A 17,085-nucleotide genomic window follows, 5' to 3' on the forward strand; every position below is an offset into this window, starting at 1 on the left:
ACAGTGGGTGGCCCGGACACCCCGCCAGCGGCGGCGGTCACCGGCTGACGGTGGCGTTCGCGGGGGTGCCCCGCGCGCTGCGCAGGAGGCCGTCCGGGTCGTCGGCGTACAGGCGCAGCTCGTTCATCGGCAGGGTCCCGGTCTTCGGCAGATCGAAGGTCAGCGGTCGGCGCAGCAGGACGTCGACGCTGGTCTGGCTGCCGACCGAGATGGACACCACCCGGCGGTCACCCTCCTGCTCGACCTGCACCGATCTGCTCGACGGCAGCGAGCGGTATCGCTTGCGCAGGGCCTCGACGTCGGTCCACGGGATCCAGATGTCGATGCCCGAGCTGAGGCGTACGCGCAGGCCCCGGTCGCCCACCACGTGCGGATGGATCGTCATGCTGGCGAGGAGCCCGATCATCCAGAGCAGGCCCCAGATGCCGAGGCCGAGCACGATCCAGCGGGCCGGCCGCCACGGCACCACGTGGGTGACGACCACGTCGAAGATGGGGATCTCCACGACCGACAGGCCGATGAAGATGCCCAGGATCGGCGTGACCACGCCCCGGTAGCCGAACGGCTCGTCGCCCGGTCCCAACGGCAGGGGACGGCGGCGGGCCCAGACGTACAGGCTGCGCCACATCGCGGCCTCGGCCTCTGCGGCCCGGCGCAGCAGTGGACCCACCCGCGTCCTGGTCGGTGCCTTCGTGTCGGTCATGGTCGTCCCTTCTCTGCGAGGGCCGACGGCCCGTGCGGCGTGACGGTTCCGGCGCCACCGTCCACCGTGACGAGTTGTCCGGTCGTGATCGTCCGGGTGGCGTCCGGGACGCAGATGACGGCGGGAATGCCGTACTCGCGGGCCACCGTCGGGCCGTGCGCCATGATCGCGCCGGTCTCGGTGACCAGCGCCGCCGCGGTGAGGAACAGTGGGGTCCAGCCCGGGTCCGTGGTCGCGGCCACCAGGACGTCGCCGGGCTCGACATGGGCGGTGGCCGGGTCGTCCACGACCCGGGCGGGACCGGTCACCCGGCCCGCCGACGCCCCCACGCCGATCAGCGTCCCGTCGGCGGCGGCCACCGCCGGCAGGACGGTCTCGACGTCGGTGCCGTCGGACAGCAGCGCCACCGGCACGTTCCGGCGGCGCACCTCCCGCCGGTGCGTGACCCGTCGGGAGGTGACCGTCGCGCGCGGGTCGACACCCTGGTGTACGGCGGCGTGCGCCTCGTCGAGGGTCAGGAACATGATGTCGTCGGGTTGGTCCAGCAGCCCCGAGTCGTGCAGGTCGGCGCCGACGAGCAGCAGTTGGCGGCGCGTCTCGCGCAGCGGGTACAGCCCGGCGAACTTGCCGGCCTCCCGCAGGCCGGCGAGTGACCGCGCCCGGCGCAGCAGGAACCCGGCGAGGCTGCCCCGCACCGGCCGCCGACGGCGGGCCCGCCCGACCAGCTCCCGCAACGCCGCCTCCGCTGCCGCGCTGGCCCGCTGGAAGCGCTGGTCGGGGCCCTGCCGGGGATCGGTGACCCGCAGGTAGTTGGCGAGCGCGGCGAAGACCGGGGTGGGATCCTCCGCCCAGCGCGGCACCCCGAGGTCGACCTCGGCGACGCCCCGGTGACCGTAGGCGTCCAGGAAGGCGGTCATGCCGATGTCGGGCAGCGTCCCGTGCAGGTGGCGTTCGGCCAACTCGGCCGGCGGGGTGTCGAGCAGGAGTTGACGGTGGTCGCCCGCGCCCTGGGCGAGTCGCCAGAGGGCCAGGTCCATCTCGATGGTGACGTTGTGCGGCATGCCGCCCAGCACGGCGTGGATCTCGTCCGGGCCGGCGACGCCCTTGAGCAGGGCGGCCGGCAGCGCGGTGGCGAGCATCCCGGCGACGATCGGCCACATGATCGCGTCGGCGGTGTCGTCGGCGTCAGCGTCCTGCGCCTGCACGAAGCGCAGCCGATCGGCCGCGGTCCGCAGGTCGGCGGGGGCGGCGGATCGTACTCTGAGCTGCTCGACGGCCTCGAACATCCGGACCCGTGCGGTCTCCGGACGGGTCAGAGCCCGCAGGATCCCCACCACCGCGCGACCGGCCGTCCGCAGCGACGCGGCATCCTGCGCCCGGCCGCGCGTGGCGCGGCCACCGGTCGGGGCGAACCGGGGGTCCGCCAGCACGTGCTGCATCACCGCCTGGGCGCGCGGGCCGAAGTCGACAGCCATGAGCTTCACCAGTCGCCTGCGGGCCGAGGAGTCCCGCGCCAGGTCGGTCAGGTCGCCGTAGAGCCGACCACCGATGTCGACGATCTCGACGCGGATGCCGAGCGCGGCGAGCATCCCGGCGATCTGCGCCCGCAGGGTCGACATGCCCATCGGCGTGACCGGTTGCCGCATGCCCTGGACGTGACCGAACTCCAGGTAGACGCGGGGGAGGGGCTTACCGCTCTCCGGTGGGAGGGGAAACAGGGTGGTGATCGGCCGCGACTGCAGGAGCCACCGGACGCCGTCCGCGTCGATCGCCCACTCCACGTCCTGGGGGCAACCGAAGTGGGCCTGCAACCGTTCGCCCGTGGCCCGCAGGTCGGCGAGGTGCGCCGACGTCAGGCAGCCCGTGTCGTCGCGCGGGACGCCGTCGAGGACGTAGTGGTCCACGCGCGCCGCGCCGTCGACCACCGTCGTGCCGAGACCCACGGCGGCGTCGACGGCCATCTCGTCGCGGTGGCCGGTCAGCGGGTTCGCGGTGAACAGCACCCCCGCCACGCTGGGCGTGATCATGCGTTGCACGACGACGGCCATCCGTACCGTCTGGTGATCGATCCGGCGGGCGTCGCGGTACGCGGTGGCGCGCTCGTTGTGCAGCGAGCCCCAGCAGGTCTCGATGGCGGCGATCAGGTCGGCGGTGCCCGTGACGTCGAGGATGGTGTCCTGTTGCCCGGCGAAGCTCGCGTCCGGCAGGTCCTCGGCGGTGGCGCTGGAGCGGACCGCGACGGGACCCGCGCCGAGGCGCTCGTACGCGGCGACGACCTCGGCCGTGGGGAGGACGCCGAGGCGGTGCGCCTCGGTGGTGACGCAGAAGCCCTCGGGCACCCGCTCGCCGCACCTGATCAGCTCGCCCAGCCCGGCCGCCTTGCCGCCGACCAGGTCGACCATGTCGGCGCTCGCCTCGGACAACGCGATGACCCGCATCGGAGCCTCTTCTCTTTGCAATGCGATCGTATCGCATCAACCGTAACGCTTTCACGATGCAACTGCAATGTCACGCGGGGTGCGAGACGTGACCGGCCGCAGCGGCGTTGCCGGCGTCTGCCATCCTCGGGACGGTGACGACCGGCCACCCGACCGCAGCCCGCTCCCACCGCCGCGCCCGCAGCCGTAAAATCCGCGTCCTCATCGCGCTCGTCGCGGCGGCGGCCGTCCTCGGCATCGCCCTTGTCGTCGTGCCGATGCTGCGACCGGCCGGACCGCGCCCGCTCTTCCAGATGCCCGTGACCTGCGGCGAGACGTGGCAGCTCAGCACCTACCCCGGTCACGACGACTACGACGTCGACTTCTTCCCGATCGAGGGCGAGACGTGGGGGCGGCCGGTGCTCGCGTCGTACGCCGGCACGGTCACCGTGGCGGGCATCAACGGCTCGTTGGGTGGTCGGACTCCGGACAACCCCGAGGGTCCACGCGGGCGTGGTGGCGGTTACTGGGTGAAGATCGACCACGGCGGCAAGTGGGAGACGCAGTACCTGCACATGCTCGAAGCACCGATGGTCAAGGTCGGTCAGCAGGTCAGTCAGGGTGACCAGATCGGGCGGCTCGGCAGTACCGGCAACTCCGGCGCTCCGCATCTGCACTACGAGCAGCGGCGCGGCTGGGAGAAGGTCGAGACCCACTTCGACGGCGAGCCGTCGGGCATCACCACCGACGAACGCGAACAGATTCTGCGGCGGGTGAGCAACAACTGCCCGGCCGTCTCCTGAGGACCGTAGTTTGCCCGGCGCGGCTCGGGGCACTGATTCGGGAGACAGTGCAGACGCAGGGAGGAGCCGGCCATGGTCAAGGGTGACGTCGACACGTACCACGAGGACGGGCAGTGGAAGAACAAGGCGGAGGGCAACGAGCGGGCCAGCAGCACGCATGAGGTGAAGGCCGACGCGCAGGCCCAGGGCCGGGAGATGGCTGCCGACCGTGGCGTCGAACACGTGGTCAAGAAGCAGGACGGCACGATCGGGGAGAAGAACACCTACCCCCGCAGCCGCGACCCCCGCGACATCGAGGGCTGACACCCTCCCACCCACAGCCGCGATGGCCCCGTCGATTCCGCGTCGACGGGGCCAGCGCGATGCCGCGCCGCCCTCAACTCCTGTTGCATCGGGATATCGGGCCACCCACGCCTAATGTCCGATAAAGTCCGAATTGGGACTGGAGTGGGTGCGGAAATGAGGTGGGCATGGTGGTACCAAGCCGGCGCGGGTCAGCACTTGTCGCGCTGGTGCTCGCCCTGACCGTGGGTGCCGTGGTGGTCGCGCCCCGGCCGGCGGCGGCGGTCGGGGCGGTCCTGTTCGACCAGCCGTTCCACAACAACACCCCGAATGGCATCGGCGCGGTGACGGTGCCCGCCGTGCCGACCGCTGGTGCCAGCAACGCGGCCTGCCTCAGCGCGGCCGGCAACTCCACCACCGGCCCGTTGCTGAGTTGCACCACGTCCACCGATCCGCAGGGCTCGGGCAAGCTGCGACTCACCCCGGCCGTCGCAAACCGGCAGGGTGGGGTGTTCGGTGCGGTGAGCGTGCCCACCTCCCAGGGACTGCACGTCACCTTCAACACCTATCAGTACGGCGGCATCAGCACCGGAGCCGACGGTCTGGCGTTCGCGCTGGCCGCGGTCGACCCCGCCAACCCGCGGTCCCCGGCGGTGATCGGCCAGTCGGGCGGATCGCTGGGCTACTCGGCGGCCTTCAACGGCGGCTCGGTGGGCCTGTCCAACGGTTACCTGGGCATCGGGCTGGACGTCTTCGGCAACTTCAGCAACAGCCTCTACCAGGGCACCGGCTGCACGAACCCGCCGTACATCTCGACCACCAACACCCGGGTCCCCGGCCAGGTCGTGATCCGCGGGCCGGGCCGCAACGGGGTCGGTTACTGCGCCATCAACAGCACCGCCACCAGCACCTCGTCCCCGCCCGTGGCGCTGCGTGCCGCCACCCGGGCCGCGTCGGTGGTGCCGGTCGAGGTGGTCGCCAACACCACCGCGTCCCCGTTCACCACCGACACCGGCATCTCCGTACCGGCGGGGGAGTACCGGGTCAGGTTCACCCCGGTCGGCGGAGCGGCGCGGACCCTGGCCGGCAGTCTCCCGGTCGTCTCGCCGAGCCTGTACCCGTCGCCGACGTGGCTCAACGCCAACGGCTACCCCCGGCAACTCGCCTTCGGCTGGGTCGGCTCCACCGGCTCGGTCACCGACTTCCACGAGGTCGACAACGCGCGGGCGGTCACCTTCAACCCGGTGCCGGACCTGAACGTGGCCCAGACCAGCGCGGTGGGGGCCAGTCCACAGCCGGGTGACCCGGTCACCTACTCGATCACCGCCGGGGTCGATCCCGGCGCGACCGAGACAGCGCCGATCTCGGTCACCCAGACCGTGCCGGCCGGAGTCGTGCCGCGGGCCGCCTTCGGCTCCGGCTGGGTCTGTGCCGCGCCCTCCGGCCAGAGCATCACCTGCACCAACAGCAACGGCCCGTTCGCCGGCGGCAGCTCGTTGCCGCCGATCACCGTCGTCGCGACCGTGACCGGCACCGGAGTGACGCCGGCACTGATCCAGACGGCCACGGTGGCGACCTCGTCGTCGATCGACGCGAACCCCGGCTACTCCACCGCCACCACAGCCGTGGCACCGGCCGCCGCGCCGACCGGCGTCACCGTCACCCCGACGCAGAGCGCGATCTCCGGGGGCATCGCGGTCACCGTCGGCGGGAGCAACCTCGCCGGCGCGACGGCGATCACCATCGGTACGACCGCCGAGCAGCAGGCGGGCACCTCGGTGCTGCTGGTGCCGTGCACCTCCGGCCCGGCCGCCGGCTGCTTCACCGTGAACCCCGACGGCACACTCGGCATCTCCTCGATGCCCGCCCGGTCCAGCCCGGCGACGGTCACCGTCAGCGTCGTCACCCGGGGTTCCGCCGGCTCGGCGACCTACGTCTACGCGTCCGCGCCGGGCACGCCGGCCACGCCCACGGCGGAGGCGGGCAGCGCCAGCGCCACCGTCAGTTGGACCGCGCCCGCGAGCAACGGCAGCCCGATCACCGGGTACCTGATCACCCCGATCCGAGACGGGGTCACCCAACCGACTCTCACCTTCGACGCCTCCACCACCAGCCGCACGTTGACCGGGCTGACCGTCGGCTCGTCGTACGCCTTCCGGGTGGCGGCGGTGAACGCGTACGGCACCGGCGCTGCCAGCCCGGCCTCGGCGGCGGTGGTCCCGTACACCCTGCCGGAAGCACCGACGATCACCTCGGCCACCGCCGGAACCAATGCCGCCAGGCTGAGCTGGACGACCCCGGCGAACGGCAGCTCGGCGATCACCGGCTACACCGTGACGCCGTACCTCAACGGGGTGGCGCAGACTCCGCAGACCTTCACCGGAACCGCCACCACCCAGATCGTCACCGGGTTGACCGGCGGCGCCACCTACACCTTCCGGGTGGCCGCGACCAACGCCGCGGGGACCGGCCCACAGTCGGCCCCGTCGGCGTCGGTGCCGGTCAACCCGGCACCGACGCTGACATTCGCGCCGCCCCCACCCGGCAGGGCGTACGACCCGTACCAGTACCAGTTGACGGTGACCGGTGGCACGAGCCCATTCGCCTGGTCGGTCAGCGCCGGGAGCCTGCCCGCCGGGCTGACCCTCGACCCGGCCACCGGCCTGCTCTCCGGCACGCCCACCGTCGCCGGTACGTACTCCTTCACCGTCCGGGTGACCGACTCGTTCCAGCAATCCGCGACCCGACCTGTCGAACTGGTCATCGCCCCGCTCGGCGGGCTCTCCATCAACGTCCCGGCGATCACCCCGCTCGGCACCGTCACCTCGGGTACGACAGGCGTCTCGGGCCACCTCGGCCCGGTGACCGTGACCGACGACCGCGGGCCGTTCTCCGGGCAGTGGGTAAGCCTCGTCTCGGCCACCAACCTCACGACGGGTTCCGGTTCCGGTGGCGAGACCATCCCCAACAGCAACATCACGTACGCCTCCGGTGCGCCCCTCGCCGCCACCGGTGTCGGGACGTTCCACCCGCAGCCGGGCGCGGTGTTGGACATGCCGCAGCTGGCCGCTGGCTGGTCCGGCCCGGCCGGTGACCCGAACTCCGTCACCTGGAACCCCACGCTGTGGCTGGCGATCCCGTCCACAGTGGTGGTCGGCGACTACGTGACAGTCGTGACGCACTCGGTCATCTAGCGCCGCCGCCAAATCGTGTGGACGACGTGGCCACACGTCGCTGCCCGGCCGTTCCTCGGGGGACGGCCGGGCAGTCCGTGCGGGCTGTGCGGGTCAGCGGTGTGCGGGTCGGATCAGCCGGGCGCGTTGCCGGCGGAGGAGATACCAGCCGGCGAGGGTGATCAGCACCAGCAGGGCGATCCCGCCGACCGCGTAGACCAACCACCTCGGCCCGGTGGAGGTCGCGACCGTCATCGGCGCCGCGACGGGCAGGGTGATCGTCCCGGTCGCGGTGCGTTCCACGATGCCGCTGGCGAGCTTCGCGTGCACGTCCCAGACCCCCGCCGGCAGCGCCTGGTTGATCTCGATCCGGACCTGGCCGCTCTGGCCGGGCAGGATCGTCACGCCGTTTGTCACGGCGAACGGGCCGGCCTGGACCGCCGCCTTGCGCAGCGACAGGGTGCCGGTCATGTCCAACGCGCGTTGACCGGTGTTGGTGACCTTCGCGGTGACCACCGGAAACTCGCCGCGGCCAGGTTCTGCCGCCAGTCCGTCGACGCGGAAGTCGGTGGGCGGTTCACCACCGGGACCGATGTCGAGGTAGATCCGGATGCCCACCCGGTGGATCTGGGTGACGTTGCCGGTTCGCTCCTTCGTGCTGGTGACCTGCGCCCAGATCGCCGCGTACCGCTCGCCCTTGGACGCCTTCCTCGGCACGGCGATCTCGACCGCGACCGGCCGTCGCTCGCCCGGTTCCAGGTCCATCCTGGCGGTCTTCAGCCGGATCCACCCGCTGAGCTCGTTGCCCGTGCGTCCCTCGGGAACGGTGAAGGCGTTGTCCTCGACCGAGGCGGCGCCGGAGTAGAACTCGATCTTCTGCGTCTCGGCGGAGGTGTTGTGCACCTCGACCCGGCGGTGGATCGTCGTACCGGGGTTCAGGTGGTCGACGATGTAGACCTGGGCCCGGGGATCCTGCGCCCGGCTGGCCGGGATGTCCACCATCCGGATGCTGATCGCGGCCTCGTCGGCGGGCTCCTGTCGCTGCTCCCGCACGGCAACGGCTGGCACCGCCGAAACCCCGAGCGCCACGAGGGCGACCGAGGCCAGCAGCGCCAGCCGGCCGAGCGGCTCAGAACACCGAATGTGTCACCGTCCCCGTGTAGACACCCTGGACGGTGCCGACCGGGATGTCGACCGCCAGGGTGGGGTTCCAGGTCGCGAAGTTGTTGCCCGTGCCGCCGGTGTGGGTCATCGCCGTCCGAGGAACGTTGATGATCACCTGCTGGGCCGCGCCGGGCTGGCCCGGCGTGAAGGTGCCGCCACCGGCGGTCGCCGTCGCAGGGCCGGACCAGTACAGGACGTTGATGGCCGGGATCGTCTCTCCGGAGCTGCCGCCGCCGGTGACGAAGTCGGTGGAGACGACGCTGGCGGACCAGTTGGGGGTGAGCGAGCCGCGTTGGTCGAGCACGGTCACGGGGCCGAGTTGACCGGTGACGGTGGAGCCCTCCACGCCGTGCCCGATGTTCGCCGTCGCCGGTACGGTGATCGACAGGCCACCGGCGGCGTCGACGGTCAGGGTCACGATCGTGTCGCCCGTGGTGTCCGCGGCCGCCGGCCCGGCGAGCGCGACGACGGCGGCAACGCCGGCCAGGCCCGCGAGAATCTTTCTACGCATCGAGTCTCCCTTGTCCCTAGAAATGCCCCTTGGTAGCAGCTCAGAGCCTATCTAGGATGAAAGCCCCATATCGGACTAACGGCACGATCGTTGTTATCTCCCCCCGTCGTTGTCGTCGAGCAATGGGCGACGCGCCGATGGGTCGGTCAGGCCGGCACCACGTACGGGAAGCTGGCGGCGCGGGCAGCCTTGGCGACCGCCGGGGTGAGGCCGGACGTGGTGCCCGTGTTGAGCACCAGGGAGAACATCACCTCGGGTGCGTTGTCGGCCATGCCGCGTCCGTTGCGGACCGCGAAGCCGTAGTTGGCCGCAGTGCCGACCTGGTAGGAGAGCAGGTCGGGGTAGAGCTGTCGGGCGACGCTCCACCCGTACGCCTGCGGGTCGGGGGCGGTGCCGTTGGCGGCGACGACTCCGGCGACGGCGCTCGCGATCTCCTCGCCGTCCTCGGAGAGGTCCCTGCTGGGGTGCCGGACGTTGGCGGGGTCGGAGAAGTCGGTGTCGTGCGGCCAGAACAGGGGCCACATCATGGGGTGGCCGGCGCGGTTGATCTGTCGCCATCCGCCGGCGTCGGTGGCCAGCATCGTGCGGCACCAGACGCCGATGTCGGTGCCGTCACGCAGCAGTGGCTCGTCGTGGGAGACCTCGAGGACGATCGACTCGACTGTCGTGCCGGCGAAGCTGTTCTTGGCCTGGTCCATTCGCCAGGCGGAGCGGTCCACCGGGGCGCCGTTCTTGAGCGCGCCGTTGATGGTGGCGAGTTCGTCGAGATCGATGTAGAACGGGTCGGTGATCCGCCCGGCCCAGATCCGGACGTTGCCGCCGGTCGACACCTCGCCGGTGTGTCCCTCGGCGATGGGAGTGCCCATCGCGGCGTCGTCGCGGGCATCCGCGCCGGCGAGCTCGTACAACTGGAAGGTCTGCCTGCCGTTGCCGTCGGGCTCGCCGAAGGCGAACCGGTAGGCCAGTCCCTCCATCTCCGCGCCGTTGAAATGGATCTTGATTTCGTACCGCGCCTCGGGGTGGAAGCCGCGCTTGATGTCCGCCTTCGTCACCGAGCTGTTGACATCCATGACGAACACCGTGGCGCGGTCGCCGTTGAAGACGTAGAGATCGTCGATGTAGAGCTGGCCGCCCTGGGCGGCGAGGGGGGTGTCGAGATGGTGCGACATGAGCTGACTCCCGAAATGCCGGATTCTGGACGTATCCGAACATAGCGGGCGTCAGACCGCTGGCCTCGCCATCGGGCTAATTCCGGCTCGCCCTGGCCGGGAGCCCAGGGCGAAGGGCCGCCCTAAGCTGCTGCCGTGGGCGGCCCTTCGCTCGTGTCGCGTGTCCTCAGACGCGGGACCACTTCTGGTTGGCGGCCCCGAGGCAGTCCCACAGGTGCAGCTTGCCGCCGTTGTTGGGATTGGCCTCCCGCACGTCCACACACCTGTTGGCGTTGATGTTGACCAGGTCGCCAGCGGCGTTGAGGGTGAAGCGCTGCGCGGTGTTGCCGTTGCAGCTGACCAGGTTGACCTCGGTGCCGTTCGCCGTGCCGGCCCAGGCGGGGTCCATGCACTTGCCCATCGCGCGGACCGTCCCGTCGGAGGCGAAGGTCCAGGACTGGGCCGCGGTGGTGTTGCAGTCCCAGATCTGGAGCTTGGCGCCCTCGATCGGGTTGGCGCTGGGGATGTCGACGCACCGCCCGCTCTGTGCGCCCCGGATCCGGCTGGTGCCGGGTGCCGGGTCACCGCCGCCGGAGGTGTAGCTGGACACCCGGACATAGTCGACGAGCATCTGCTGCGGGAACTGCGTGGAGCCGTCCGGGTAGCCGGGCCAGTTGCCGCCCACCGCCACGTTGAGAATCATGAAGAAGGGGTGGTCGAACACCCAGCGGTTGCCGCCGAGCCGCGCGGGGTCCACCCGGTGGTACTGGACCCCGTCCAGGTACCAGGTGATCACGTTCGGCTCCCAGTCCACCCGGTAGGTGTGGAAGCCGTCGGCGAGCGGCCCCCCGATATTGCGACTGCCGGTGATGCCGCCGCCGCCGGAGTAGCCGGGCCCGTGCACGGTGCCGTACACGGTGTTGGGCTCCCGGCCGATGTTCTCCATGATGTCGATCTCGCCGGCGTCGGGCCATCCGCCGCCGGTGCCGAGCATCCAGAACGCCGGCCAGATGCCCTGGCCGCGCGGAATCTTGATCCGGGCCTCGAACCGGCCGTACGTCTGGGTGAAGGTGGCCGCCGACAGCAGCCGTGCCGACGTGTACTCGCAGCGGCCGTAGTGGCACTGGTAGTTGGCGGGATTGTCCCGGCGGGCCGTGATGACCAGGTTGCCCTGGCCGTCGTGGACGGCGTTGCTGGTGCTGTTGGTGTAGTACTGCCGCTCGTTGTTGCCCCAACCGCCGCCGCCGATGTCGAAGCGCCACTTGTTCTGGTCGACAGGCGTTCCGGCCGGGGAGTTGAACTCGTCCTGCCAGCTGATCGAGCCGATGGCGGCCTCGGCTCGGTCGGGATGGGCCGGGACGAGCGCCGCGGCGGTCGCGACGAGGGCGACCGCCAGGAGTACGAGGGGACGAGACCGGGTGCGGGCTGTGAACACGGGAGGCTCCTCGGCGGGAGAGTGGTGGAGGCTGCGCGGCGAAGGACGGAGAGCGCTCTCTGTAGAGAAGCATGTCGATATCGGGTCTTTCTGTCAAGAGTGTTTCCAATACGCCCCGCATCGCCCTTCGCGTCGTCGCCGTCGGGTGGGGGTTACTCGATAGCGGTCGAATCGACCCTTCCTATTGCCGTGGGGCGTCCACCCGGGACAGGATGACGAGGCGTGCGGGAAACCTTCTCGTAACCTGCGCGCTGCTGGTCTCTGTCACAAGGAAGTGGGAGTCAGTCATGAGCGACGCGTCGACGGCGCTGGGTGTGCGCCTCTACCCGGATCTGGTCGAGCGAGGTGGTCTGGCCCCCGCGCTCATCGAAACCGCTGCCCGACACGGGCTCGAACTCGGCCAGGTCACCGCCCCCGAGCAGGGGCGGGGCCGTTTCACCTGTGCGGAGCTGCACTCCGGGCAGGGCGTGGTCTGCGTGAAGCTGGGATCGCAGGCCCGCTACTTCATGATCGATCTGCGGGTGTCCGGCGAGGTGCTGGCGCGCGGCGACGTGATGGACCTGTTGCAGGTCGCCAAGGTGGCCGCGGCCTGGCAGGCCGGGCTGACGATCGCCGAACTCACCGCCCAGTTCCCGTTCATGGAGGAGATCAGGCACCGCCCGGCACCGGTGGCCCAGGCCAGCTAGCCGCGCCGCCTCGTCCGCGTCAACACCGCAATCGCGGTGGCAGCGACGCCTCGACGCCGACACCACGGTCCAGATAGGTCGACTGGACGAAGGCGACGAACCGTTCCGCGTCGGTCGCGGTGGACGCCAGCCCGAACGAGACACGGACCGCGCCGCCCGTCGGCAGGCGCAGCGCGGCAAGGTACTGGTCGATCGTGTCGACCCGTGCCAACAGCCGCCGCCGCACCGAGTCCCGGCTGATGCCGAACGCGCCCTCGCCCGCGCCCGGGTTGCAGAAGCAGCCGGTTCGCAGGGCGAAGCCGGCCGCCGCCGACTCCCGCGCGACCAACCGCTCGTCGACCAGGGCGCCGTCCGGGTCGCGCAGGTTGAACGTCACCGTGCCGCCGCGGCCCGTGCCCGTCGTCGGCCCGTACACCTGCACCAGGGGTTGACCGCTGGCGTGCCGCAGCGTGGTCAGCCGCGCCAGCAGCCACTCGGTGAGCAGACCGACCCGGGCGTGCACGAGGTCCACGCCGATCGAGTCCAGCCACCGCAGCCCGAACTCCACGTCCGGGATGCTCAGGAAGTTGAGCGTGCCGTCCTCGAACGCCGACTCGTCGTCCATCGACCGGTGCCAGTCACCCTGCACGCTGACCGCGCGGATCGTGCCACCGGCGAACCACGGCCGGCGCAGTCGGGCCAGCGCGTCGCGGCGGGCCAGCAGCGCGCCGATCCCGGTCGGGTAGCCGAAGAGCTTGTACCAGCTCAGACACACGAACTCCGGCCGGACGACGCGGAGGTCCAGCCGATTCGTCGGCGCGAAGGCGGCAGCGTCGAGCAGCACGTCGTAGCCGTGCTGGTGGGCCACCTCCACCCAGTCCAGCGGGTGCCGCACGCCGGAGAAGTTGCTCTGCGCCGGATAGGCGAACAGACCCCGACCCCGCCGCGCGCCACGGCCGGCGTGCAGCACCGTGGCCAGGTCCGACTCCGCGACCCGCAGCTCCGGCCCACTCAGCGGTACGTAACGCACGGCCGCGCCGGCCGCGCGGGCGTACTCGCGGATGCCGTTCACCGAGTTGTGGTTGTCCCAGGTCAGCACGAGCGGAGCGGTGCGGCCGAAGTCGTACGCCTCACCGACGAGTCGGCAGGCGCCGCTGGCGTTCGGGGTGAACACCACCGCGTACTCGGACGGGTCCGCGTGGAAGAAGTCGAGAACCGCGCGTCGTGCCGACTCCACCAGGGAACCGGCCGCCGCGCTGCTCGGGTTCTCCGAGTGCGGGTTGCCGTACAGGCCGGCCAGCAGCCGGTCGTGATGCTCGCGTACCTGGGCTCGCGCCACGACCCCGGCACCGGCGTAGTCGAGGTACACCTGCCCGGCGGTGTCCAGGTGGCGGTACTCGGTGGCGCGCAGCTCGTCGATCCGGCGGGTGGCGGCGTATCCCGGCAGCGCCGTGGGGGAGGCGTGCGGGATCAGCTCAGGACGCATGACGGGAGTCCCGTCGGGCCAGCACCGCCCAGGCGGCGACGAGGAAGAGCACCGTGAAGCCGCCGAGCACCAGCCAGTTCACCCAGACCGGCCGGGAGAAGCTGTCACCGTACGTGGCCAGCAGCGGCGGGCCGAGCGGGGAGCCGCCGTCGCGCCAGAGTCGTTCCACCCCGGCGGTGTGCCCCAGACCCTCGAACGCCCAGCGGTTCGACATCGCGACACTGAGCCACTGACCGCCGACCGCCATGGCCGGCACCGGCAGGATGGCACCGACGAAGAGCACCTGTGGAAAGCAGAGCATCGGCAGCAGCAGCGTCGCCTGGGCCGCGTCGGAGACCGCCGCCGAGCACAGCAGGCCGAGGGTGAGCGCCGCCGCCGAGGAGAGCAACAGGGTCGCGTACAGGGCCGCGAAGTCGGTGCCGTCGACCGGCGGCAGCCGGTCGATCCCGCGCAGCACCCCGAGCAGGGCCAGGTCCACCAGGGCCAGCAGCGGCAGCAGCACCGCGACCTTACCCAGCAGGTACGGCAGCAGCCGGACACCCGCCAGCCGCTCCCGGCGCAGGATCGGCAGCTCGGTGCAGATCTGCAGTAACCCGTAGGTCAGCCCGAAGAAGAAGCCGCCGAACGCGATCCAGAACAGGATCATCACGGTCACCGTCGGGCTGGGGCTGGTCGGCTCGAACGCCCCCGGGCGGAACAGCAGCGCGAACATGCCGAGCACCAGCAGCGGCGAGCCGAGCAGGATGGCCAGGGTCAGTCGACTGCGGACGACGATCTCCGCGTTGCGCGCGGTGAGGACGGCCCACTGACGCAGCCGGCCGACCCGCCGGGGCGCTGGCAGGGCGCTGTCACCGTCGCCGCTCGCACCGGCCGACGGGCTGGCGTCGCGCCGCGCGGCGAAGCGATCGGGCCACTCGGCCGGATGCGCCGCCTCGTCGAGCCGCAGGTGCACCTCGACGAGGGACCGCAGGTCGAAGAACTCCCGGGCGGCGGCGGGCGTGCCGGTGAACGCCAGACGGCCCTGACGGGTCAGCACGACAACCCGGTCGCAGCGGTCCACGTCGGTGATCTGGTGGGTGGTGAGCACCACGGTGGTCCCGGAGTCGGCGAGCGTACGCAGCACCCGGAGCAACTCCACGGCGATCGCCGGGTCCAATCCCGAGGTGGGTTCGTCCAGGAAGAACACGCCGGGCCGGGTGAGCAGCTCGACGGCGATGCTGGCGCGTTTGCGCTCACCACCGCTGAGCAGGCCCACCGGGGTGTCGGCCCGTTCGGTGAGGCGCAACTCGGCGAGCACCTCCGCGACTCGGTGAGTGGCCTCGGCCGGCCCGGTGCCGGCGGCCAGGCGCAGCCGGGCGGCGTAGCGCAGGGTGTGGGCCAGGGGCAGCTCGCGGTGGATGATGTCGTCCTGCGGGACGAAACCGATGGCGCCCGCCGGGGCGGTGCCGTCGTAGGTCACGGCGCCCGCGGTCGGTCGCCGTACCCCGGCCAGCAGCTCCAGCAGACTGGTCTTGCCGGCCCCGCTGGCGCCGATGATCGCGACCAGTTCGCCAGGTGCGATGGCCAGCGAGACGTCGGCCAGGATCTGGCGACCGCCCCGGACGCTCTGGCCCAGAGCGGTGGCGGCGATGCCGACGCCGGTACGTGACGGAGAGGTGGTCTGCTCGGTCGTCATGTCGGGTGCCCGATCCGGTCGGGGGAGTGGTCCGCCTGAACATCGTCCGTCGCCGATGCTACTGAGTGACGGCGCAGTGCGCCCGGTGTGGACGGTCAACGACAGTCGTCCGTTCAGCCGGTGGTGGTGACCACCGGCCGCCGCCAGTCGGCGTCGCTGATCAGTTGTGCGACCGTCGGTCAGGCCGTTGACGCCTCGACGAAGAACCGCCGCAGGGCGTCGGCGACCAGAGTGGGCGCGGTCATGGTCACGAAGTGTGACTGACCTGCCCAGACGGTGTAGCGGGCCGCCGGAAGCGTCCGCGCGAGGGTGGTCATCGTCGTGGGCATCGGCTCCCAGGTGTCCGCGCCGGCCAGCAGGAGGGTCGGCACGGTGATCGCGGACCACCTGGTGATGTCCGTGCTGTCCCCGGCGAGGGCTTCGAGATCGTGCAGCCAGCCGATCGCCGCCCGCCGCGCCTCGGCCGGGTCGGGCGTCCGGGTGCCCGCCGAGGCGGCGAGCGCGGCGACGATCTCGGCGGGCACCCGGGTCACGTCGTTCAACGCCGCTGCCATCGCCGCGGCGTCGTCGCGTTCGAAGGCGGAACGGTAGCGGACCAGCAGGGGTGCGACCTCCGCTCCGGCCGCGAAGAGCGGGGGTTCGAAGATGGCGAGCGAGCGGATGCCGCGCGGGTCGGCCGAGGCGGTGTGCAACGCCACCGTCGCGCCGTAGGAGGCGCCGACGACATGGACCGTCCGGCCGGTGGGCTGGCCCGCCGCCTCGATGACGGCGAGCAGGTCGGCGGTCTCGTCGGTGAAGGACTTGGGGCCGGGCGGGACGTCGCTGGGACCGTATCCGCGGCGGGCCGGCAGCCACACCTCGTGGTCGTGGGCGAGCTGGTCCGCGACGGTGGCCCAGGAGTGCAGCCCACCGCCCGATCCGTGCACCAGGACGACGGGGTCGCCGGCACCCAGGCGCCGGAGCGCCAGGCGCGTCCCGTCGGCGGACTCGACGTACTGGTCGTGGCTGCTCACTGCTGCTCCTGTTGTCCGGTCGGCCAGTTGTTCAGAGTCGTGTGGACCGCGTCGAGGATCGAGTGCCACGACGCGTCGACGGCGCGCGGATGCCCGAAACCGTCGACGACTTCGAGGCTCGCGAAGCCGTGCAGGGTGCTGCGGACGAATCGCATCGCGTCGGTCAGCGCCGGTTCGTCGAGCCCGTAGCCGCGCAGCATCGCGTAGCTCAGCTCGATCAGGCGCAGGTGCCCGGCCGAACTCGTGCCGACCTCGGGCGGCAGCGGGAGTTGCGTCGCGGCGTACTGCCCCGGGTGCGCCACGGCGAACGCGCGCCAGGCGTCGGCGAACCCGACGAGAGCCAGGTGGCCCGATCGTCCGGCCACGGCCATCGCGAGCTCGTCGGCGAGCGCGGCCGCCGCCCGGACGGCGACCTGCTCGATCAACGCGTCGCGACTGCGGACGTGCACGTACAGCGCGGCGTCCGAGACGCCGAAGTGCCGGGCCACGGCCGCAACGGTCAACCGGGACAGACCGACCGCGTCCGCCAGTTCGGCCGCGGCGGCCGACACGCGTGCGCTGGTGAGTCCCTGCCGTGGCATGGTGAACCTTTGTCTCGCTAGGGAGAAAC

At 71.4% G+C, this 17,085-nt stretch carries 14 protein-coding genes; 4 read left to right on the forward strand and 10 right to left on the reverse strand.

What is annotated here, in order from left to right:
• Positions 1-37: 37 nt before the first annotated feature.
• Both AB0C25_RS22495 and AB0C25_RS22500 read right to left on the reverse strand, forming a co-directional pair.
• Positions 38-703 (reverse strand): hypothetical protein, encoded by a 666-nt coding sequence (locus AB0C25_RS22495; protein WP_357376057.1) that lies wholly within the window; start codon positions 701-703, stop codon positions 38-40.
• Positions 700-3,141 carry a PEP/pyruvate-binding domain-containing protein gene (locus AB0C25_RS22500; protein ID WP_357376059.1) on the reverse strand — a complete coding sequence of 814 codons (2,442 nt, stop codon included), beginning with the start codon at positions 3,139-3,141 and terminating at the stop codon, positions 700-702. The genes AB0C25_RS22495 and AB0C25_RS22500 overlap by 4 nt, the downstream gene beginning before the upstream one ends.
• A 134-nt stretch (positions 3,142-3,275) precedes the next feature.
• On the opposite strand from AB0C25_RS22500, the gene AB0C25_RS22505 reads away from it, so the two are divergent.
• From AB0C25_RS22505 to AB0C25_RS22515, 3 genes are all read left to right on the forward strand, one after another.
• Positions 3,276-3,923, forward strand: coding sequence for a M23 family metallopeptidase (locus AB0C25_RS22505; RefSeq protein WP_357376062.1), 648 nt, complete (start codon positions 3,276-3,278; stop codon positions 3,921-3,923).
• A 72-nt stretch (positions 3,924-3,995) separates the two neighbouring features.
• A complete protein-coding gene (locus tag AB0C25_RS22510) occupies positions 3,996-4,226 on the forward strand; it encodes a DUF2188 domain-containing protein (RefSeq protein WP_357376064.1) in 231 nt (76 codons plus the stop codon).
• Between the two features lie 167 nt (positions 4,227-4,393).
• Entirely contained in the window at positions 4,394-7,399 is a 3,006-nt protein-coding gene (locus AB0C25_RS22515; protein WP_357376066.1) for a fibronectin type III domain-containing protein, read from the forward strand.
• A 93-nt stretch (positions 7,400-7,492) separates the two neighbouring features.
• Here AB0C25_RS22515 and AB0C25_RS22520 read toward each other — a convergent pair whose 3' ends face one another.
• The 4 genes from AB0C25_RS22520 to AB0C25_RS22535 all read right to left on the reverse strand — a co-directional run bounded on the left by AB0C25_RS22520 (position 7,493) and on the right by AB0C25_RS22535 (position 11,636).
• Positions 7,493-8,446 (reverse strand): hypothetical protein, encoded by a 954-nt coding sequence (locus AB0C25_RS22520; protein ID WP_357376068.1) that lies wholly within the window; start codon positions 8,444-8,446, stop codon positions 7,493-7,495.
• Positions 8,447-8,507: 61 nt separating this feature from the next.
• Positions 8,508-9,053, reverse strand: coding sequence for a hypothetical protein (locus AB0C25_RS22525; protein ID WP_357376070.1), 546 nt, complete (start codon positions 9,051-9,053; stop codon positions 8,508-8,510).
• Positions 9,054-9,199: 146 nt separating this feature from the next.
• Complete coding sequence (locus AB0C25_RS22530; RefSeq protein ID WP_357376072.1) at positions 9,200-10,222, reverse strand: DUF4331 family protein; 1,023 nt, start codon at positions 10,220-10,222, stop codon at positions 9,200-9,202.
• 166 nt (positions 10,223-10,388) lie between these two features.
• Positions 10,389-11,636: a family 16 glycosylhydrolase gene (locus AB0C25_RS22535; RefSeq protein ID WP_357376074.1), complete on the reverse strand. Its 1,248-nt coding sequence runs from the start codon at positions 11,634-11,636 to the stop codon at positions 10,389-10,391.
• Between the two features lie 287 nt (positions 11,637-11,923).
• Between AB0C25_RS22535 and AB0C25_RS22540 the strand changes: the two genes are divergently transcribed.
• Positions 11,924-12,322, forward strand: coding sequence for a hypothetical protein (locus tag AB0C25_RS22540; RefSeq protein WP_357376076.1), 399 nt, complete (start codon positions 11,924-11,926; stop codon positions 12,320-12,322).
• Positions 12,323-12,341: 19 nt separating this feature from the next.
• On the opposite strand, the gene AB0C25_RS22545 is transcribed toward AB0C25_RS22540, so the two are convergent.
• From AB0C25_RS22545 to AB0C25_RS22560, 4 genes are all read right to left on the reverse strand, one after another.
• Complete coding sequence (locus AB0C25_RS22545; RefSeq protein WP_357376077.1) at positions 12,342-13,787, reverse strand: aminotransferase class V-fold PLP-dependent enzyme; 1,446 nt, start codon at positions 13,785-13,787, stop codon at positions 12,342-12,344.
• Positions 13,777-15,462 carry an ATP-binding cassette domain-containing protein gene (locus AB0C25_RS22550; protein WP_357376078.1) on the reverse strand — a complete coding sequence of 562 codons (1,686 nt, stop codon included), beginning with the start codon at positions 15,460-15,462 and terminating at the stop codon, positions 13,777-13,779. The genes AB0C25_RS22545 and AB0C25_RS22550 overlap by 11 nt, the downstream gene beginning before the upstream one ends.
• 179 nt (positions 15,463-15,641) lie before the next feature.
• On the reverse strand, positions 15,642-16,475 hold the full coding sequence (locus tag AB0C25_RS22555) for an alpha/beta hydrolase (protein WP_357376080.1): 834 nt from the start codon (positions 16,473-16,475) through the stop codon (positions 15,642-15,644).
• Positions 16,472-17,056 carry a WHG domain-containing protein gene (locus tag AB0C25_RS22560; protein ID WP_357376082.1) on the reverse strand — a complete coding sequence of 195 codons (585 nt, stop codon included), beginning with the start codon at positions 17,054-17,056 and terminating at the stop codon, positions 16,472-16,474. Before AB0C25_RS22560 ends, AB0C25_RS22555 begins: the two co-directional genes overlap by 4 nt.
• Between the last annotated feature and the right edge of the window lie 29 nt (positions 17,057-17,085).

The sequence above is a fragment of the Micromonospora sp. NPDC048839 genome (assembly GCF_040649915.1).
Classification (GTDB): domain Bacteria; phylum Actinomycetota; class Actinomycetes; order Mycobacteriales; family Micromonosporaceae; genus Micromonospora.